This window comes from Kitasatospora sp. NPDC017646 (assembly GCF_044329365.1).
GTDB lineage: Bacteria > Actinomycetota > Actinomycetes > Streptomycetales > Streptomycetaceae > Kitasatospora.
In genome coordinates this window covers 79,569-99,413 of sequence record NZ_JBIRJC010000014.1, presented here as the reverse complement: position 1 = coordinate 99,413, position 19,845 = coordinate 79,569, and the positions used below count along the sequence as shown (strand labels likewise).

Annotated in this window: 16 protein-coding genes; 6 read left to right on the top strand and 10 right to left on the bottom strand. The window is 73.2% G+C overall.

Features of this window, described 5'->3' with window-relative positions:
• Positions 1–38: 38 nt before the first annotated feature.
• The 6 genes from ACH4J0_RS22590 to ACH4J0_RS22565 are packed head-to-tail and all read right to left on the bottom strand — an operon-like array spanning position 39 to position 5,522.
• Entirely contained in the window at positions 39–1,028 is a 990-nt protein-coding gene (locus ACH4J0_RS22590; RefSeq protein WP_396242307.1) for an ABC transporter substrate-binding protein, read from the bottom strand.
• Between the two features lie 37 nt (positions 1,029–1,065).
• Positions 1,066–1,818: an amino acid ABC transporter ATP-binding protein gene (locus ACH4J0_RS22585; RefSeq protein WP_396242378.1), complete on the bottom strand. Its 753-nt coding sequence runs from the start codon at positions 1,816–1,818 to the stop codon at positions 1,066–1,068.
• Positions 1,819–1,862: 44 nt separating this feature from the next.
• Positions 1,863–2,876 (bottom strand): amino acid ABC transporter permease, encoded by a 1,014-nt coding sequence (locus ACH4J0_RS22580; protein ID WP_396242306.1) that lies wholly within the window; start codon positions 2,874–2,876, stop codon positions 1,863–1,865.
• A 28-nt stretch (positions 2,877–2,904) separates the two neighbouring features.
• Complete coding sequence (locus ACH4J0_RS22575; RefSeq protein WP_396242305.1) at positions 2,905–3,855, bottom strand: ABC transporter substrate-binding protein; 951 nt, start codon at positions 3,853–3,855, stop codon at positions 2,905–2,907.
• Positions 3,856–3,864: 9 nt separating this feature from the next.
• Positions 3,865–4,362 (bottom strand): GNAT family N-acetyltransferase, encoded by a 498-nt coding sequence (locus ACH4J0_RS22570; protein WP_396242304.1) that lies wholly within the window; start codon positions 4,360–4,362, stop codon positions 3,865–3,867.
• On the bottom strand, positions 4,359–5,522 hold the full coding sequence (locus ACH4J0_RS22565) for an LLM class flavin-dependent oxidoreductase (protein ID WP_396242303.1): 1,164 nt from the start codon (positions 5,520–5,522) through the stop codon (positions 4,359–4,361). Before ACH4J0_RS22565 ends, ACH4J0_RS22570 begins: the two co-directional genes overlap by 4 nt.
• A gap of 625 nt (positions 5,523–6,147) precedes the next feature.
• On the opposite strand from ACH4J0_RS22565, the gene ACH4J0_RS22560 reads away from it, so the two are divergent.
• The 3 genes from ACH4J0_RS22560 to ACH4J0_RS22550 all read left to right on the top strand — a co-directional run bounded on the left by ACH4J0_RS22560 (position 6,148) and on the right by ACH4J0_RS22550 (position 11,606).
• Complete coding sequence (locus ACH4J0_RS22560; RefSeq protein WP_396242302.1) at positions 6,148–7,101, top strand: amino acid ABC transporter permease; 954 nt, start codon at positions 6,148–6,150, stop codon at positions 7,099–7,101.
• Entirely contained in the window at positions 7,098–9,023 is a 1,926-nt protein-coding gene (locus ACH4J0_RS22555) for an FAD/NAD(P)-binding protein (protein ID WP_396242301.1), read from the top strand. The genes ACH4J0_RS22560 and ACH4J0_RS22555 overlap by 4 nt, the downstream gene beginning before the upstream one ends.
• A gap of 297 nt (positions 9,024–9,320) precedes the next feature.
• Positions 9,321–11,606: an FdhF/YdeP family oxidoreductase gene (locus ACH4J0_RS22550; RefSeq protein ID WP_396242300.1), complete on the top strand. Its 2,286-nt coding sequence runs from the start codon at positions 9,321–9,323 to the stop codon at positions 11,604–11,606.
• Positions 11,607–11,669: 63 nt separating this feature from the next.
• Here the strand turns inward: ACH4J0_RS22550 and ACH4J0_RS22545 are convergent, their stop codons facing one another.
• On the bottom strand, positions 11,670–13,259 hold the full coding sequence (locus ACH4J0_RS22545) for an NlpC/P60 family protein (RefSeq protein WP_396242299.1): 1,590 nt from the start codon (positions 13,257–13,259) through the stop codon (positions 11,670–11,672).
• Between the two features lie 364 nt (positions 13,260–13,623).
• Here ACH4J0_RS22545 and ACH4J0_RS22540 point away from each other — a divergent pair, with 364 nt between their 5' ends.
• Positions 13,624–14,847 carry an anion permease gene (locus tag ACH4J0_RS22540; RefSeq protein WP_396242298.1) on the top strand — a complete coding sequence of 408 codons (1,224 nt, stop codon included), beginning with the start codon at positions 13,624–13,626 and terminating at the stop codon, positions 14,845–14,847.
• A gap of 19 nt (positions 14,848–14,866) precedes the next feature.
• The gene (locus ACH4J0_RS22535; protein WP_396242297.1) at positions 14,867–15,115 is read left to right on the top strand and encodes a hypothetical protein; all 249 of its coding nucleotides are present in this window, start codon (positions 14,867–14,869) and stop codon (positions 15,113–15,115) included.
• Positions 15,116–15,195: 80 nt separating this feature from the next.
• Here ACH4J0_RS22535 and ACH4J0_RS22530 read toward each other — a convergent pair whose 3' ends face one another.
• Both ACH4J0_RS22530 and ACH4J0_RS22525 read right to left on the bottom strand, forming a co-directional pair.
• Positions 15,196–16,749: an MDR family MFS transporter gene (locus ACH4J0_RS22530; RefSeq protein WP_396242296.1), complete on the bottom strand. Its 1,554-nt coding sequence runs from the start codon at positions 16,747–16,749 to the stop codon at positions 15,196–15,198.
• A gap of 167 nt (positions 16,750–16,916) precedes the next feature.
• Entirely contained in the window at positions 16,917–17,366 is a 450-nt protein-coding gene (locus ACH4J0_RS22525; RefSeq protein WP_396242295.1) for a MarR family winged helix-turn-helix transcriptional regulator, read from the bottom strand.
• Between the two features lie 112 nt (positions 17,367–17,478).
• Here ACH4J0_RS22525 and ACH4J0_RS22520 point away from each other — a divergent pair, with 112 nt between their 5' ends.
• Positions 17,479–18,543, top strand: coding sequence for an ABC transporter permease (locus ACH4J0_RS22520; RefSeq protein ID WP_396242294.1), 1,065 nt, complete (start codon positions 17,479–17,481; stop codon positions 18,541–18,543).
• A gap of 76 nt (positions 18,544–18,619) precedes the next feature.
• Here ACH4J0_RS22520 and ACH4J0_RS22515 read toward each other — a convergent pair whose 3' ends face one another.
• Positions 18,620–19,834, bottom strand: a complete 1,215-nt coding sequence (locus tag ACH4J0_RS22515) for an ROK family protein (RefSeq protein WP_396242377.1) — start codon at positions 19,832–19,834, stop codon at positions 18,620–18,622.
• Positions 19,835–19,845 lie beyond the last annotated feature (11 nt).

Genomic DNA, 19,845 nt, shown 5'->3' with positions numbered 1-19,845 from the left:
ACCATAGCGGCGGGCTGGGACGAACGGGTGAACGAGACCTACGGCTTCGGCTTGGGCAGGCCGGCGGGGTTGATCTCGGAGCTCCGCACCGCCTCCTTCTCCAGGCCCCAGCGCTTGAGCACCTGCCCGTACGTCCCGTTCCTGATCACCTCGTCGAGCGCCTCGTTGAGCGCCTTGACCAGCCCGTTGTCCTTGCGGGTGGTCGCCGCGATCTTGCCGAGGACGTCCGCGCCGCCGCCCGAGTAGGTGCCGACCACCTCGGTCTCGCCGGTCTGCACGGCGTGGAAGGCCAGGCTCGGGTTGGGGCCGGTGTAGACGTCGATCCGGCCGGAGGAGAGCGCAAGGTAGTACTCGGTGCCGGAGAAGTACTTGATGTCGATCGGCTTGAGTCCGTTGCGGACGTCCTCCTCGCTCCAGGCGATCAGCAGCTTCTCCTGGTTGGTGCCGGTGGAGACGCCGACGGACCGGCCGGCCAGGTCCTTGGCGCCGGTGACCTTGATGCCGCTGCCCTTCTTCGCCTCGAAGCCGAGGACGTCCAGCCGGTAGGTGGCGAAGTCGTACTTCTCCTTGCGTTCCTCGGTGACGGTGATGTTGGACAGGCCGGCGTCGTACTTCCCGCTGTCCAGGCCGACGAAGATGTTCTCCCAGGAGACCGGGTTGAACTCGACCTTGAGGCCGAGCACGTTGCCGATCAGCGAGGCGATGTCCGGCTCGACGCCGATGACGGTCCTGTCGTCGTCGGCGTAGAAGTCCAGCGGCGGGGTGGTGCCGATGGAGTCGACGACCCTCAGCGTGCCTCTTCGCCTGATCTCCTCCGGTACCAGCGCGGCGATCGCGTCGACCTCGGGTGTGGTCACCCGGTTCTGCGCGGGCGACAGGTTCACCACGGTGCCGTTCGGCGCGGTGCTGCCCCTGGCCGGGGCGAGTTCCGCCGAGGCGCCCGTGGCACCGCTGCCGCAGCCGGCCAGGACGAGGGCTGCGGCGAGTGCGCCGGCGGTGGTCACGAGGGCGCGACGGGGTAGGGACATGGCGGAACTCCTGCTCGGTGAAGGGTAGATGGGAGGGTCAGAGGACCTTGGCCAGGAAGGCCCGGGTGCGCTCGTGCCGGGGGTGGTCCAGGACCTCGGCGGGCGGCCCCTGCTCGACCACCACACCGCCGTCCATGAAGACCACGGTGTCGGCGACCTCGCGGGCGAAGCCGATCTCGTGGGTGACCACGACCATCGTGGTGCCGCTGCGGGCGAGGTCCTTGATGACGTCCAGCACCTCGCCGACCAGCTCGGGGTCGAGCGCCGAGGTGGGCTCGTCGAAGAGCAGCACCTTGGGCTCCAGGGCCAGAGCCCGGGCGATCGCGACCCGCTGCTGCTGCCCGCCCGACAGCTGCCGGGGGTAGGCGGCGGCCTTGTCGGCCAGTCCGACCCGCTCCAGCAACGCCAGCGCCGTCGCCCTGGCCTCGGCCCGGGGGCGGCCGAGCGCGGCGATCGGCGCCTCGACCAGGTTCTCCAGCACGGTCAGGTGCGGGAAGAGGTTGAAGTTCTGGAACACGAAGCCGATGCCGGTGCGCTGGCGCAGCACCTCGCGCTCCTTGAGCTCGTACAGCCGGTCGCCGGAGCGCCGGTAGCCGATCAGCTCGCCGTCGATGACGACGTGGCCGCGGTCGAGCTTCTCCAGGTGGTTGATCGCCCGCAGCAGGGTGGACTTGCCGGAGCCGGACGGGCCGAGCACCACGGTGACCGAGCCGGCCGGGACGTCCAGGTCGACCCCGCGCAGCACGTCCAGCCGGCCGAAGCTCTTGTGCAGGCCGCGGACCTGCACCATCGGGGCGCTCCGCGGCTCGGTGGCCTGCGGTTCGGTCAGTGTCGTCACGGGGTTCCTCCGGAGGTACGGGACGGGGTTCCTCCGGAGGTACGGGCGGGCAGGCTCCGTACGAGGGCCCGGAGGCGCTGCAGCGGGGTGGGCGGCGGGGTGCGCCGGGCGCCGCGGGAGAAGTAGCACTCGACGTGGTACTGGCCGATCGACAGCACCGTGGTCAGCACCACGTACCAGACCGTGGCGACCATCAGCAGCGGCACCACCCGGCCGGTCCGGCCGTAGATCACCTGGGCCTGGTAGAAGAGCTCGCCGATGGCCATCACGTAGACCACCGAGGTGCCCTTGAGCAGCGAGATCACCTCGTTGGCGGCGGCCGGCAGGATGCTCCGCATCGCCTGCGGCAGCACGATCCGCCGGGCCTGCCGCACGCGCGGAATGCCCAGCGCGGCGGCGGCCTCGCGCTGGCCGGCGTCCACCGCGATGACGCCGCCGCGGATGATCTCGGCGGCGAACGCGGCCTGGTGCAGCCCCAGGCCGAGCACCGCGGCGCCGAGCGCGCCGAGCACGCCGACCGTCTCGAACTCGCCGAAGGTCGGGCCGAACGGGATGCCGAAGCCGAACCGCTTGTAGAGGTAGGAGAGGTTGAACCAGAACACCAGCTGGACGATCAGCGGGATCGAGCGGAACACCCAGACGTACGCCCAGGCGAGGGTCCGCAGGATCGCGCTGCGGGACAGCCGCATCGCGGCCACCACGGCGCCGAGCGCGAAGCCCAGCACGGTGCCGTAGGCGGTGAGTTCGAGGGTGCGGCCGATCGCCCGCAGGATGGTGTCGGCGGTGAAGTAGAGCCGGAAGGTGGCCCAGTCCCAGGCGGGGTTGGTGGCCAGGCCGTGGAGGAACTGGACCAGGACGACGAGGGCGGCGGTCCCGGCCGTCCAGCGCCACGGGTGCCGGGCGGGGACGGTCCGCAGGCCTTCCAGTTCCCCGGCGTCGAGGCCGGGGGCGGGGCCGGGGGTGCCCGCGGGTCTCGCCGGGGCCGGCGGTGCTTGCGTACTGGCGGTCATCGGGGGACTCCTTCGACGGGCCCTGGGCTCACGGGTGTTCGGGCGGGCTGATCTGCGACTCCTTGATCGCCGAGTCGGTGAGCCCCCACTTCCGGAGGATCCGCTCGTACGTCCCGTCCTTGATCAGCTGGTTGACCGCCGCCTGGAAGGCCGGGGTGAGCGGGGAGCCCTTCCTGAAGGCGAAGCCGACGTCCAGCCGGTGGAACTCGTTGAGGAAGCGCACCCCGGCGGCCTCCTGCGAGGCCTGGTGGCGCAGGCCGTTGATGGTGGACATCTCGACGTCCACCCGGCCCTGCTGGAGGCCGGTCAGCAGCGCGCCGCCCTCGCTGAACGCCTTGACCTCGTACGGCTTCTTCCCGGCGTCGGCGCAGACGCCCTTCTTGCCGTTGAGGGTGGTCTCGAAGGTGGTGCCGGCGCCGGTGCCGATGGTCAGCCCGCAGAGCTGGGCCAGGTCGGTGACCGGCTGGACCGCCGTGTCGTCCTTCTTCACCGCGAAGCCCTGGCCGTCGTCGACGTAGGTGACGAAGTCGACGGTCTTCAGGCGCGCGGTGGTGACCCCGAAGTTGCCGGTGCCGACGTCGTACTTGCCGCTGCCCAGGGCGGGCAGGATGGTCTCGAAGGCGGCGTCCTCGCGCTGCACGGTCAGGCCGAGCAGCTTGGCGACCGCGTCGGTGAAGTCGATGTCCACCCCGACCGGCTTCTTGCTCGCCTGGTCGGCGTAGAAGGCGCTGGGCGGGGCGCCGACGGACGAACCGAACTTCAGCACACCGGACTTGCGCACCTCCTCGGGCAGCAGTGCGGCCGCCGCCTCCGACCGGGCCAGGCCCGAGACGACGTCCTCGGTGGCGGTGGCGGCGGGCCCGCTCGCCCCGGCCGCGCCCGCGATCTTCGGGTCCGAGCCGCACGCGGCCAGCGCCAGGAGCGGCAGCAGGGCGGTGGCCGCGAGGAGGAGGCGGCGGCGGACGGTGGTGGTTCTCACGGGGGCCTCTCAGTGGGTGGGGGCCAGGGCCGGCAGGGGCTTCTCGAAGGGGAGCGGGCCGGTGGTCGGCGGATCGGCGGTGACGTCGAACAGCGGGGTGTAGCCGGCGGCCAGGTAGAGGCCCCTGGCCTCGGGCTGGCGCGGGCCGGTGGTGAGGAAGATCCGGCGGTAGCCGGCGGCCGCGGCGGTGCGCTCCAGTTCGGCCAGCACCCGGCGGGCCAGGCCCCGGCGGCGGTGCGCGGAGTGCGTCCACATCCGCTTCACCTCGGCGCTGTACCCGTCGTGGCGCCTGTACCCGCCGCCGGCCACCGGTTCGCCGTCCTCCAGCAGGAGCAGCAGCGCGCCGTGCGGCTCGGCGAAGGCCTCGGCCGGGTAGCGGGCCATCTCCTGGTGGGCGCCGGGGCCGTAGCGGCTGACGTACTCGTGGGTGAGTTCGCGCAGCAGCGGTTCGACCAGCGGGTCGTCCAGGGTGACCCGGCGGAAACCGGCGGTCGGCACAGGGCTCACGCCTGGACCGCGATCAGCTGGTGCCGGTCCCGCTCGGCCCGCTCGGCGGCCTTGGCGGCGTCCCGCTTGGCGACCTCCTCGCGGACGATCGGGATGACGTGGCGGCCGAAGTCGATCGCGTCGCCCAGCAGGTCGTAGCCGCGGGCGGAGAGGATGTCCACGCCCAGGTCGTAGTAGTCCAGCAGCGCCTGGGCGACCGTCTCCGGGGTGCCGACCAGCGCGTTGGAGTTGCCCGCCCCGCCGGTGGCCGCGGCGGTCTGGGTCCACAGCGCGCGGTCGTAGCGCTCGCCGGCCTCGGCGATCTCGATCAGCCGCTGGGAGCCGACGTTCTCAGGTGCCGCGGCCCCGGGCGTGGACGTCCCCGGGCGGCGCCGGGGCGCGAGCGCCCCGCTCTCCCGGCGTGCCCGCACGGTGGCCACCGTGCGGTGCGCCTTCTCCCAGGCCAGTTCCTCGGTCGGCGCGATGATCGGCCGGAACGCCACCTGGATGCGCGGCAGGTCGGTCCGTCCGGCGGCCCGCGCCGCCTCCCTGACCCGCTCGATCTGCTCGGCGGTGCGGGCCAGCGGCTCGCCCCACAGGCAGTAGATGTCGGCCTCGGCGCCGCCGGCCGCGTAGGCGGCGTCCGAGGAGCCGCCGAAGGAGACCGCCGGGCGCGGCTGTTGGACGGGGAAGACGTCGGAGACGAAGTCGTTGAAGCGGTAGTGCGAGCCCTCGTGGTCGAAGGGTTCCCGGCTGGTCCAGGCCTTCTTCACGATGCCGATGTACTCGCGGGTGCGCTCGTAGCGCTGGTCCTTGGTGAGGAAGTCGCCCTCGCGCTGCTGCTCGTGGTCGGTGCCGCCGGTGATGAAGTGGACGGTCAGCCGGCCGTCGCTGATCCGGTCGAGGGTCGCGAAGGTCTTGGCGGCGAAGGTCGGGTACGAGACGTTCGGCCGGTGCGCGAGCAGGATCTGCAGCTTGTCGAGGCGGGAGGCGAGGAAGGCGGCCGCGGCGGCGGGCTCCGGGGAGCCGGAACCGTACGCGAAGAGCACCCGGTCCCAGCCGTGGTCCTCGTGCGCCCGGGCCAGCCGCAGGGTGTAGTCGCGGTCGAAGGCGGCGGTGGTGCGCGGGTTGGTCTCCGAACCGTCGGCGGTGGCGGCGATGCCGAGGAATTCGACGGGCATGGCGGAACCTTTCGGGGTGGCTGGGTCCGGCGAGCCGCGGGCGGGGCAGGCCGGAGACGGCCGGGGCGGCGGGCGGCCGTCGGGCAGGGGGCGGTACGGGTGCGAGGGAGGGAACTGCCGGAGCGCGGTGCGAAGTCAGCGGTGGCAGCGGATCGCTGATGCCTCATCAGCCAGGGGACGAGGGCGATGCCGGGCCGCGGCGGGGCTCACCGAGGGAGGGCGCCCCGCCGGGAGATCAGGCCGGACGGGCGGTCCGCTGTCCGGTCAGCCGCGACACGCCGCGGACCACACCCGACCGAAGTCGATGTGGTCGCGGGTGACCAGGGGCTGCTCGGCGTACATGGCCTCAAGTTGAGCAGTCGGCCGAGCGGTACGTCAACCGTCCATCGTTGCCGCACTGTTGCGATCTCCTGTCACTTTCCCGACGCGCCGCGACCGGCCCCGGGGCCACCCCGCCGCATCCCGGTCGGCCTTGACAGCCGTCGATCGCGCATGCGTACGATCGACGCGGAGTGCAGTGCAGCGCACCGGCCGCGTTGAGGGACGCGGACCGGCACCCGAGGGCCCGTACGTGATCACCCCCGTACCTCTCCCCCCGCCCGCACTCCGCCCAGGAGCCGCCGCCATGGCCACCCCACAGGACGTCCTGCCCGCCCCCGCCCGCATCGAGGCCGCACCGCCGGCCCCGGCCCCCGAAGCCCGGATCGTCGCCCGCCGCAAGCCCGGCCAGTGGATCGCCGCGGCTGTCGCCCTGCTGCTGGCCGCGATGGCGGTCAGCTCGGTGATCCGCAACAGGGCCTTCCAGTGGAGCGTGGTCGCCGACTGGTTCACCGCCCGGTCCGTCCTCGACGGTCTGACCCTGACCCTGTGGCTGACCGCCGTCACCCTCGCCCTCGGCTTCGTGTTCGGCACCGTCCTCGCCACCATGCGGCTGTCCCCCAACCCGGTTCTGCGCACGCTGGGTTGGGGCTACGTCTGGATCTTCCGCTCCACCCCGCCGCTGGTGCAGCTGCTGTTCTTCTTCAACATCGGCGCGCTCTACCCGACCCTCGGCCTCGGCATCCCCTTCGGCCCCGAGTTCGTCACGGTGAAGACCGTCAACCTGATCGGCCCCACCCTGACCGCCGTCATCGGGCTCACCCTGCTGGAGACCGCGTACGCCGCCGAGGTGATCCGCGGCGGCATCCTCTCCGTCGACCGCGGCCAGCTGGAGGCCGCGGCCGCGCTCGGGCTCGGCCGGTGGCGGGTGCTGCGGCGGATCGTGGTGCCCCAGGCGATGCGCGCGATCGTGCCGACCGCCGGGAACATGCTGATCGGCGCGCTCAAGGGCACCAGCATCGTCAGCGTGCTGGCCGTCTCCGACCTGCTCTACTCGGTGCAGTTGGTCTACCTGCAGTCCTACCAGGTGATCCCGATGCTGATGGTCGCCACCCTCTGGTACCTGGTGGTCACCACCGTGCTGTCCATCGGCCAGTACTACGTCGAGCGCCGCTTCGCCAGGGGCGCCACCCGGGACGGCCTGCCGCCCACCCCGTTGCAGCGCGCCCGCGCGGCCCTCGTCAAGGTGGTACGGGCGTGACGGCGCTCGTGATCGTCGGCGCCGGCCCGCGCGGCACCGGGCTGCTGGAGCGGATCGCCGCCAACGCCGCCGAACTGCTTCCCGCCGACCGCCCCTTGGAGATCCACCTGGTCGATCCGTACCCGCCCGGCGGGGGCCGGATCTGGCGCCACGACCAGTCCCCGCTGCTGCGGATGAACTCGATGGCCGAGGACGTCACCATGTTCACCGACGAGCTCGCCACCATCGACGGACCGGTCCGCCCCGGCCCCTCACTGGCCGAATGGGCCCGGCGGCAAAGGGAGTTCGCGCCCTACCGGGAGGTCGCCGACCCGGCCGTACGGGCCGAGCTGCGCGAGCTCGCGCCCACCGACTTCCCCACCCGGCGCGCCCAGAGCGCCTACCTGGACTGGGCGTTCCGCCGCGCCGTCGCCGACCTGCCGGACCACATCACGGTCACCGTCCACCGGGACACCGTGCGCCGGATCGACGGACCGGCCGACGGCCCGCAGACCGTCCACCTCGGCGACACCACGCTCACCGCCGACCACGTCGCCCTCACCCTCGGCCACCTCGACTCCGCCCCGCACCCCCGGTACGCGGCCGACGCCGCGTTCGCCGCCCGGCACGGCCGCTTCCACCTCCCGCCCGCCTACTCCGCCGACGTCGAGGCCGAGCTGGCCCGGATCGCCCCCGGCGAGCACGTGGTCCTGCGCGGCCTCGGCCTGGCCGCCGTCGACCTGATCGCGATGCTCACCGAGGGGCGCGGCGGCCGTTTCGAGCCCACCGGCGACGGGCCCGCCCTGCGCTACCGCCCGTCCGGCCGCGAACCGGTGCTGCATCTCGGCTCCCGGCGCGGTGTCCCGTACCGCTCCAAGATCGACTACCGGCTCCAGGGACCGCCCGCCCCGCTCCCCCGCTACTTCGGCGCGACCGCCGTGGACGCCCTGCTCGCCACCGACGGACCGCTCGAACTGCGGCGCGACGTCTGGCCGTTGATGGCCAAGGAGATCGGCTTCGGGCACTACCACGAGCTGTTCCACGCCCACCCCGAACGCACCGCCCTGCCCTGGCCGCAGTTCCTGGACCGCTACGACCGGCACGGCTGGTACTCCCCCGAACTCACCGTCCTGGTCGCCGAGGCCGTCCCCGACCCGGCCGACCGGATCGACTTCGAGCGGCTCGACCATCCGCTGGCCGGGCTGGAACTCCGCACCGCCGAGCAACTCCAGGCCCACCTGCGCGCGTACGTCACCGCCGACGCCGACCGCCGCGCCGACCCGGCCCACAGCGCCGACCTGGGCGCCTTCCTCGCCCTGCTCTCGCTGTTCGGCCAACTCCCCAGGCTGGTCACCAGCGGCCGGCTCACCGCCCGCTCGGTCGCCCAGGAGCTGGACGAGTGGTTCTTCGGCTACTTCAACTTCCTCGCCTCCGGCCCGCCCGGCACCCGGTTGCGCCAGCTGCTCGCGCTCTCCGAGGCCGGGGTGGTGCGCTTCCTCGGCGCGGGCGTACGAATCGAACGGGACGGGACCACCGGCACCTGGCGGGCCTGCGGCAGCACCGTGCCCGGCCACACCGTGACCGCCACCGCACTGGTCGAGGCCTACCTGCCCAAGCACGCGCTGGCCCGCACCCTCGACCCGGTGCTGGGCGCACTGCACCGCGCCGGACGGGTGGTGGAGGAGGTGATGAGCGACGCGGAGCACACCCACCGCTCCGGCCTGGTCACCATCGACCCCGCCGACAGCCGGCTGATCGACCCGGCCCTCGGCGGCGCCCCGCACCCGCGCCGCACCGCGCTCGGCCCGCACACCAGCCTGCGCTCGGCCGCCGCCTTCGCCCGCCCGCGCACCAACGCCCCGGTCTTCCGGCAGAACGACGCCGCCGCCCGGGCGCTGCTGCGGTCGCTGGCGGCGCTCCCGGTGGCGGCGCTGGTGGGGTGAACGGCCCGGTGGGGCGGGCTACGGCCCGAAGACGGGCTCGTCGGCCGGCTCCGGCGCGGGCTCCCCGGGTGTCCTGGGGCCGCAGGCCACTGCGAACCCGCCCCGGCCCGAGCCCTCCGGGAGCTCGTACCGGCCGTCGAGGACGTCACCGCCCCGCGCGCGCCGCTCCTCCCCCTCCCGTTGTGACGGCGGACTCCACCGACGGCCCTGCCCCCGTGACCGGCCAGGTGGAAGGATGGGCGGACGGCCCCGCAAAGGTGCGGCGGCCCGCACCAGCAACGCCCGAGGAGCGCAGTCATGGCCAAGCAGGCCCCGCAGAGCGACCCGGCGCAGGACGCCCCCGAGGTGTCCGCGCCCCAGCACGCGGCGGCCGGCCTGCCCGCCGTCGGCCACAGCCTGCGGATGGCCGCCGAGCAGATGGGCGCCCGCCGCACCCTCGCCACCCTGCTCAAGGTCAACCAGCCGAACGGTTTCGACTGCCCGGGCTGCGCCTGGCCGGAGCCGGACAAGACCCACACCGCCGAGTTCTGCGAGAACGGCGCCAAGGCCGTCGCCGAGGAGGCCACCGAGCGCCGGATCCGGGCCGAGTTCTTCGCCGCCCACCCGGTCGCCGACCTGGCCGAGCGCTCCGGCTACTGGCTGGGCCAGCAGGGCCGGCTCACCCAGCCGATGCTGCTCGACGAGGGCGCCACCCACTACACCCCGGTCTCCTGGGACGACGCCTTCGCGCTGATCGCCGAGGAACTGCGGGCCCTGGACTCCCCGGACGGCGCCGCCTTCTACACCTCCGGCCGCACCAGCAACGAGGCCGCGTTCGCGTACCAGCTGTTCGCCCGCCGGCTCGGCACCAACAACCTGCCGGACTGCTCCAACATGTGCCACGAGTCGTCCGGTTCGGCGCTCACCGAGACCCTCGGCGTGGGCAAGGGCAGCGTCGGCCTCAAGGACCTCCACCAGGCCGACCTGATCATCGTGGCAGGCCAGAACCCGGGCACCAACCACCCCCGGATGCTCTCCGCCCTGGAGCGCGCCAAGCGGGCCGGCGCCACCGTCGTCAGCGTCAACCCGCTGCCGGAAGCCGGCCTGGAGCGGTTCAAGAACCCGCAGCAGGCTCGCGGACTGGTCGGCCAAGGCACCAAGCTGACCGACCTCTTCCTGCAGATCCGCCTCGGCGGGGACCTCGCCCTGTTCCGCGCGCTCAACCGGATCATCGTGGAGCGGGACGGCGTCGACCGTGCCTTCGTCGCCGAACACTGCCACGGCTACGAGGAGTTCGAGGCGCAGGTCCGCGGGACCGAGCGGGAGGACGTGCTCGCCGCGACCGGCCTGCCCTGGGAGCAGATCGAGGAGCTCGCCCGCCTGGTGCTCTCCTCCAGGAAGATCATCGTCTGCTGGGCGATGGGCCTCACCCAGCACAAGCACTCCGTGCCGACCATCCGCGAGGTGGTCAACTTCCTGCTGCTGCGCGGCAACGTCGGCCGCCCCGGCGCCGGGGTCTGCCCGGTGCGCGGGCACAGCAACGTCCAGGGCGACCGCACCATGGGCATCTTCGAGCGGCCGTCGAGGGCCTTCCTGGACGCACTGGGCAAGGAGTTCGGCTTCGAGCCGCCGCACGAGCACGGCCACGACGCGGTGGACACCATCCGCGCGATGCGCGACGGCAAGGTCCGGGTGTTCTTCGCGATGGGCGGCAACTTCGTCGCGGCCACCCCGGACACCGCGGTCACCGAGGCCGCGATGCGGCGCTGCCGGCTGACCGTCCACGTCTCCACCAAGCTCAATCGCTCCCACGTGGTCACCGGCGCCCGCGCCCTGATCCTGCCCACCCTCGGCCGCACCGACCGGGACGTCACCCCCTCCGGCGCCCAGTTCGTCAGCGTCGAGGACTCGATGGGCCAGGTCCACGCCTCCCGCGGCGGCCTGCGCCCGCCCGCGCCCGGTCTGCTCTCCGAGACCGCGATCGTCTGCCGCCTCGCGCGCACCGTCCTCGGCCCGCAGGACACCGTGCCGTGGGAGGACTTCGCGCGCGACTACGACATCCTGCGGGACCGGATCGCCCGGGTCGTGCCCGGCTTCGAGGACTACAACGAGAAGGTCCGCCGCCCCGGCGGCTTCACCCTCCCGCACGGCCCCCGCGACTCCCGCACCTTCCCCACCACCACCGGCAAGGCCAACTTCACGGTCAACCGGCTCACCGCCCCCGAAGTCCCGACGGGCCGCCTGCTGCTGCAGACCCTGCGCTCCCACGACCAGTACAACACCACGATCTACGGCCTCGACGACCGCTACCGCGGCATCAAGGGCGGCCGCCGCGTGGTCCTGGTCAACCCCGCCGACGCCGCCGAACTCGACCTCCCCGAGGGCCGGTACGTCGACCTGGTCAGCGAGTGGACGGACGGCACCGAACGCCGCGCCCCGCACTTCCGCGTGGTCCACTACCCCGTCGCCCGCGGCGGCGCGGCGGCGTACTACCCGGAGACCAACGTCCTGGTCCCCCTCGACTCCACCGCCGACATCAGCAACACCCCCACCTCCAAGGCCGTCGTCGTCCGCTTCGAACCCGACTCGGCCCCGGCCGCTTAGGACAGGCCCCGGCACGGAGGCCGCCCCACGTCAGCGGACGTGGGGCGGCCTCCTCGTGCCGGGTCAGTGCAGCAGGCCGCCGAGCGGCAGCGTGGCCGTGGGGCTGCCGGGCGCGGAGGCGCCGGACGAGCCGGTGGCGCCCGGGGTGCCGGTGGCCGTCGGGGTACCGGTGGGGGTCGGGGTGTTCGTCGGCGCCGGGGTCTTCGTCGGCGTCTGGGTCGATGTGCCCGTGGGCGCGTCCGTCGGCGTGCCCGTCCCGGACGGGCTGCCGGTGCCGGACGGGGTGCCGGTGCCGGACGGGGTGCCGGTGCCGGACGGGGTGCCGGTGCCGGACGGGGTGCCCGGGTTGCTCGGTGTGCCGGTGCCCGACGGCGTGCCGCTCGGGGTGCCCGGGGTGCTCGGGGTGCCGGCGGGCTGCTGGGCCGCCGGCGGGGCCGGGGGCGGCGTGGGCGTGATCGGGGTGACGGAGTCCCAGCCCTTGGGCAGGTCCGGCACCTTCCAGGCGCCGCCCGCGTCGTCCGCCGCGCCGTCCGGGTCGGGCCGGACGGCCCCGAGGATCGGCATCGAGCCGATCGGCGACACCTTGATGAAGGCGCCGGGCCTCGGGGCCTGGACGATCAGCCCGCCTCCGATGTACATCGCGACGTGCGAGGCGTCCTGGAAGTAGACGACCAGGTCGCCGGGCCGCAGCTGGTTCAACGGGACGTGCTGCAGCTGGGCCCACTGCTCCTGGCTCGTGCGCGGGACGGGCTTCCCGGCGTGCAGCCAGGCCTGCGAGGTGAGGCCGGAGCAGTCGTAGGAGTCGGGCCCGGTGCCGCCCCAGAGGTACGGCTTGCCGAGCTGGGCGAGCGCGAAGGCGACGGCGGCGCGACCGGAGAGCGAGGGGGTGCGCTCGCCCTTGCCGAGGGCGCCGGAGGCGAGGAAGGCGAGCTGGGCCTCGTCGGCCTTGGCCTTCTCCAGCTGTTCGAGTTCGGTCCGCTGCGCGCCGGTGAGCGAGGAGACCAGCTGCTCGACCGAGGCGAGGTCGGCGGCGACCTTGGCCTTGGCGGCGTCCTGCTGGACGACCAGGGCCTGCGAGGTCCTGAGGGCGTCCTCGGTCTGCTTCTTCAGCCCGTCGAGCGCCTCCCGGTCGGCCTTCAGCCGGTCCAGGAACTCGGACTGCGACCGGCTGGCCGCCTGGAGCAGTTCGGCGATGGTGACGGCCTCGTACGGGTCCTTGGAGAGCAGCAGTTCGGCGTACGCGGAGGCGGCGCCGTTGCGGTACTGGGCGGCGGCGAGCTGGGAGGCGATGTCCGTCCCGGCGTCGACCTGCTTCTGCTGCCGGTCGAGCTTGCCCTGGAGGTCGGTGAGCGCGGCCTGCTGCTCGGTGACCTTGGCGACCGCGCCGTTGTACTGCTCGGTGGCGGCCTCGGCGCTCTGGTACAGCCCGTGGAGCTGGTCGAGGAGCGGCCCGAGGGTGGCCTTGGCGGCGGCCAGCGGGTCGGCCCCGGACGCGACGGCGACCCCGGAACCGGGGTCGGGCGCGGCGTGGGCCGCCTGGGCGGCCGCCTGGAGGGAGAGCGCGGCGGCCGCGAGGACGGCGCCGCACCTCAGGGCCGCCCGCACCCAGGGCCGTACGCCCGACGTCTCCGTGCGCTGTGCAGCCCCGCCCATGGGATGGTCCTCCCCGCCCTTGCCTGTCCTGCCCCGGTGGCGCCGTCCCCGGTCTCCCGGGGACGATCCCGCAGATCCTCCCACGGGTCACCCCTCGGAAACAGAGCGCACCGGGGCCGGGAGGTTAATTTCCCGTTGATCTGTCGATCTGTGAGACAGGTCTCAGCAAAAGGGGGTGAAACGGTACGTACCCGGTCAATGTCCAGCTCAACGCGCCCCAGAACACCCCTCAGAAAGCTTCCGGCCACCACCAGGACACCGCCGGAACCACGATTCCCGGCTCAGTTCACCTTCCGTTTACCCAACAGACCTACGGTCGCGACGACACCAACGTCCGTGCGACAACTACGACGATTGTTTGGGTATGGAACACATCTCGTTCCTGGTGGCCGTTGTGATCATCACGGCGCTCGCCTTCGACTTCACCAACGGGTTCCACGACACCGCCAACGCGTCCGCCACCGCGATCGCGACCGGGGCCCTTCGTCCGAAGGTCGCGGTCACCATCGCGGCCCTGCTCAACTTCGCGGGCGCGTTCCTGTCCGTGAAGGTCGCCACCACCATCTCCGGCGGCATCGTCAACGAGAAGGCGGGCGTCCACCCCGAGATCATCTTCGCCGCACTGGCCGGCGCGATCCTGTGGAACCTGCTGACCTGGCTGCGCGGCCTGCCGTCCAGTTCCTCGCACGCGCTCTACGGCGGCCTGATCGGCGCCACGATCGTCGGCGTCGGCATGAACGGCGTCAACTTCGACACCGTGATCACCAAGATCATCATCCCGGCGGTCGCCTCGCCCTTCGTCGCCGGCCTGGCCTCCTGGGGCGCCACCAAGCTGGCCTACGCGATCACCCGCAAGGGCAACTCCGCGGCCACCGACAAGGGCTTCAAGACCGGACAGGTCTTCTCCTCCTCGCTGATCTCGCTCGCGCACGGCACCAACGACGCCCAGAAGACGATGGGCATCATCACCCTGACCCTGGTCTCGGTCGGCGCCCTGCCGCACGGCGCGCTGCCCCCCACCTGGGTGATCGTCTCGGCGGGCGCGGCGATCGCGCTCGGCACCTACATGGGCGGCTGGCGGATCATCCGCTCGATGGGCAAGGGCCTGGCGGACATCAAGCCGCTGCAGGGCTTCGCCTCCGAGTCGGCCGTCTCGACCGTCATCCTGACCTCCTCGCACATGGGCTTCGGCCTCTCCACCACCCAGGTCTGCACCGGCGGCATCATGGGTGCCGGTCTCGGCGGCCCGAAGCCGGAGCTGCGCTGGAGCCTGGTCCGCCGCATGGTCTACACCTGGGGCCTGACCCTGCCGGCCGCCGGCCTGGTCTCCGGCGGTGCCGCCGTCCTGGCCCGGCAGGGCACCTGGGGCGTTGCCCTGGTCGGCGCGGCGCTGGTGGCCGGTTCGGCCGCGATGTGGATGCTTTCCCGCCGCGAGCGGGTCGGCGCGGACAACGTGAACGACGTCGCCGAGGTCACCCCGGTCGAGGTCGCCCCGGTCGAGGTCACCGACGTCACCCCCGTCGAGCTCGCCACGGCCTCCCCGGCGACCGCCGCCCCCACCCCCGCCTCGACCACGGTCGCGGCCTGAGCGCCTCGGAGCACTCACCATGCACATCAAGTGGAACGCCCTGGCGCAGACCGCCGGCATCAGCTTCGGCGTCACCGTCGCCGTGGTCGCCGTCTTCGCCCTCGGCATCCTGGCGCTGTCCCGCCGTGAGGCCGCGCTGGGCGCGCGCGACGCGGCGGGCGGCCAGTCCTCCGGCGGCCGTCCGGCCCTGCTGGCGGGCGCGTACGCCTGCTTCGCGCTCTGCGCCGCCGCGGTGGCCTACGGCCTGGTGCTGATCGCCGCGCCGTAAGGCGTGTCCGGACGGAAGGACCGCGACGGGCCGGGGAGTGTTCACACTCCCCGGCCCGTTCCGCGTGTCCCCGCGTCCGGTCAGCCCTGCTGGCTCGTCCTCAGCGCGGTCTCCCGGATGAACAGCACGGTGACGAAGGCCAGCGCCGCGAAGGGCGCGGCCCACAGGAAGACGGTGCCGACGCCGTGGCCGAAGGCGTCCGTCACCAGCGGCAGGATCGGGGCGGGCAGCTTCGACAGGTCCGGGATGCCGCCGCCGGTCGCCGCGTGCCCGGCAGGGATGTGCGCCGCGGCCAGGTTCTCGGCCAGGTAGTGGCCGACCTTGTTGGTCATCAGCGCGCCGAGCGCGGAGACGCCCATCGCGCCGCCCATGGTGCGGAAGAAGGTGACGACGGAGCTGGCCGCGCCGAGCTCGTGCCGGGGCACCGTGTTCTGCACCGCGAGCACCAGGTTCTGGCTGGTCAGGCCGAGGCCGACGCCGGTGATCGCCATGTAGAGGGAGAGCAGTCCGTAGCTGGTGTCGACCCGCGCCGTGCCGAGCAGGCCGAAGCCGATCGCGAGCAGCGCGGTGCCGGAGACCAGGTAGGCCTTCCACTTGCCGTACTTGGTGATCAGCCGGCCGGCCACCGCGGAGGAGAGCGCCAGGCCGATGATCATCGGCAGGGTCATCAGGCCGGCCATCGTCGGGGACTTGTCCTTGGCCAGCTGGAAGTACTGGCTGAGGAAGGTGGTCGCGCCGTACATCCCGACGCCGACCAGCACGCTGGCGATCGCGGCCAGGGTGACGGTGCGGTGCTTGAACAGGGACGGCGGGATGACCGGCTCGGCGGCGCGGCGCTCGACCACGACGGCCAGTGCGGCCAGCAGCAGGCCGCCGCCGACCATCACCGCGGTCTGCCAGGACAGCCAGGCGTAGTTGGTGCCGGCCAGCGTGATCCAGATCATCAGCAGGCTGACGGCGGCGGTGACGACCAGCGCACCCAGGTAGTCGATCTTCACCGGGCGCTTGACCACCGGCAGCTTGAGGGTGCGCTGCACCACCAGGATCGCGGCCAGCGCGAACGGGATGCCGACGTAGAAGCACCAGCGCCAGCCCAGCCAGGAGGTGTCCACGATGACGCCGCCGATCAGCGGGCCGCCGATGGTGGCGAGGGCGAAGACCGCGCCGAAGTAGCCGCTGTACCGGCCGCGCTCGCGCGGCGGGACCATCGCGGCCAGGCAGATCTGGCCGAGCGCGACGACACCGCCGGCGCCGATGCCCTGCAGCGCGCGGCAGGCGATCAGCTCGCCGGTGTTCTGCGACAGGCCGGCCAGTGCGGAGGTGGCGATGTAGATCAGCAGGGCGATCTGGAGCAGCAGCTTCTTGCTGGCCAGGTCGGAGAGCTTGCCCCAGATCGGGGTGGAGGCGGTCAGCGTCAGCAGGGCCGCGGTGATCACCCAGGTGTAGGCGGACTGGCCGCCGTGCAGGTCGGTGAGGATGTGCGGCAGGGCGTTGGAGACGACGGTCGAGGAGAGCACGGCCACGAACAGGCCGAGCAGCAGGCCGGACAGGGCCTCCATCACCTGCCGGTGGGTCATCGGTCGGTCGTCGACGGCGCCTGCGGCGCCGGTCGAGGCCTCGGTGGTCACGGTCATCTGGGTCCTTCGGCGAGGCGGGCGGAGTGCGGAGCGGGCGCGGCGCGCGGGGACGCGCGGGCATGAAACTTCGTTGCCTTAAGCAACCATACGACCGATGGTTGACTAAGGCAACTTTCTTGGCACTCCAGCTTGCGCTCCGGCCGAACCGCGCCCGGACCCTCGGCTCACTCCGCGGGCGGCTCCCCCAGCACCTCGTTGAAGCGGTGCAGCAGCTCGGCGAACCGGCCCACGTCCTCGCGCGACCACCCGCCCATCACCTCGCGCACCCGCCGCATCCGGACGTCCCGGGCGGACTCGAAGCGCCGCCGCCCGTCCGCGGTCAGCGAGACCAGTGCCGCCCGGCGGTCCAGCGGGTCCGCCTCCCGGGCCACCAGGCCGAGTTCCTCCAGCGCCCGGATCTGCCGGCTCACCGTCCCCTTGCCGACCGCGAAGTGCGCCCCGACGTCCGTCACCCGCACCCGCCCGGCCTGCTCCACATAACCGAGCAGGCTGTACGCCATACCGTCCAGCTCGGGGTGCACACGGCGTGAGAGTTCGGCCACTCTCGCGCGACCCCGCCGGAACATCAGTCCGACCTCGCGCTCCACCGCCACCAGGGCTTCCTCGTCCGTCACCGCGCCAGTATCGCCCAGCGACCGTGGCCGGGAACCGGCGCGGGCGATGGGACAACCCAACTAGTTCATGGTATTAAGTATCCGATTTCCGCCGATACGCAAGGAGATGTGGATGGCCGCCCCGGGGCAGGGTTTCATCGCTGAACTGAAGGGCGCGGTCACACCGCGTGCGGCCATGCTCGTGATCGGCGTGCTGCTGTTGCAGCTCGGCTTCATCACCTCGTACGTCGGGGCGCTGCACCACCCGACCCCGCACGAGCTGTCGATCGCGGTGGTCGCACCGCCGCAGGTCACGCCCAAGCTGGTCCAGGCCCTGGAGTCGGTGCCGGACGAGGCCGTCAAGCCCGTCACCGCGCCGGACACCGAGACGGCGACCCGACAGATCAAGGACCAGAAGATCTACGCCGCGCTGGTCGTGAACCCGAACGGCACCGAGGACACCCTGCTCACCGGCAGCGCCCGCGGCACCTCCGCCGCCAAGGCCGCCGAGAGCATCACCACCGCGCTGGACAAGTCCCAGGGCCGCACCGTCAGGGTCGAGGACGTCGTCCCGCTGGCCAAGGGCGACACCAACGGGCTCACCGCCTTCTACCTGGTCATCGGCTGGTGCGTCGGCGGCTACCTGGTCGCCTCGATCCTCGGCATCAGCGCCGGCTCCAAGCCGGCCAACGTCCACCGCCTGCTGATCCGGCTCGGCGTCCTGGCGCTGTACTCGGTCGGCGCCGGCCTCGGCGGCACGGTCATCGCCGGACCGGTGCTGGACGCGATGCCCGGCTCGATCCTCGCCCTGACGGCCATCGGCGCCCTGGTGGTGTTCACGGTCGGCGCGTTCACCATGGCGCTGCAGTGCCTGTTCGGGATCATCGGCATCGGCCTCGCCGTGCTGGTCTTCGTGGTGCTGGGCAACCCGAGCGCCGGTGGTGTCTACCCCGCCCCGATGATGCCGCCGTTCTGGCGGGCGATCGGCTCGCTGATCCCCAACGGCGCCGGCACCAGCGCCACCAAGTCGATCGCCTACTTCGGCTCCATCAACCTGGGCATGCCGATCCTGGTCCTGGTGGTCTGGGCCGTCATCGGCACCGGCGTCGCCTTCCTGGCCGTCCTGCGCGGCCCGCGCGTCGACGACGGCGGCACGGTCGAGGCCCCCAGCCCCGCGCAGGCCCCCGCCAAGGCCTGAGCCCCCGGCGCACGATCCGACCGAGCCCCCGGCCGCGGTGGCCGGGGGCTCGGTCGCGTCCCGGCGCGGTCGGGGCTCAGCCGCCCGTGAGCGGGCCCGGGTCGGCCACGATGGCCCGCACGACGCCCACCGCCGCGCCCAGCAGCGGCCCGCGCCGGCCGAGCCGGGAGACCGTCAGCCGGTCCTCCGCCCAGGGGCGCACCGTCACCCGGGAGGTCAGTTCGCGCCGCATCGCCGGCAGCAGCCAGGGCGCCAGCCGGGCGTAGCCGCCGCCCAGCACCACCTGGGCCGGGTCCAGCAGGTTGACCGCCCCGGCGGCCGCGATGCCGAGCGCCGAGCCCGCCCCGGCCAGCGCCGCCCGGGCGGGTTCGTCCCCGGCGCCGGCGCGTTCGGCGAGCAGGGTCACCCAGTCGCCGCGCACGCCGGCCAGCCCGGCCGCCCGCAACACCGCCGCCTCGCCCGCGTACTGCTCCAGGCAACCGTGCGCCCCGCAGGCGCAACGCGGCCCCTCCGGGTGGACGGGTACGTGGCCGAGTTCGCCCGCGTAACCGCGCGCCCCGCGCAGCAGCCGGCCACCGACCACGACGGCCGCACCGACACCGGCCTCGGCGGAGACGTACAGGAAGTCCTCGGGGCTCCCGCCCAGCCACCGTTCGGCCAGTCCACCGAGGTTGGCCTCGTTGTCCGCCTCGACCGGCAGTTCGGCCAGGCCCTCCCCGGCGAGGCGCAGCGCCGGGCGCAGTTCGGCGGCGAGCGGGATGTCCTGCCAGCCGAGGTTGGCGGCCCGTTGGAGCACCCCGCTGCCGCCGACCAGCCCGGGCACGGCCAGGGTCAGCCCGGCGGGCCGCAGGCCGGACTCGGCGACGGCCGAGCGCACCAGCCGGGCGAGGTCGGCCATCACCGCGGCGGGCCGGCGGCCGCAGTTGGCGCTCTCCTGGCGCCGCCAGGCGCGGACCTCCCCGCGCAGGTCGACCACGCAGACGCCGAGGTGCCGGACGCCGATCTCGGCGCCGAGGCCGCCGGGCCCGAGCGGGTTGAGCCCGAGCGCGGTGCCGGGGCGGCCGACCTTGCCGCTGGGGGCGGCGGGGCCCTCCTCGACGACCAGGCCGGCCGAGATCAGCTGTTCGGCGAGCGAGGAGACCGCGGCCCTGGTCAGCCCGGTCTCGGCGGCCACCTCGGCGCGCGAGCGGGGGCCGCTCGCGATCACGCCGAGCACCAGGGCCAGGTTGGCCCGGCGCATCCCCTGCTGGCTGGCGGGCCCGGTCCGGACGCCGTCCGGCTCCCCGCGCATATCGGTCACCT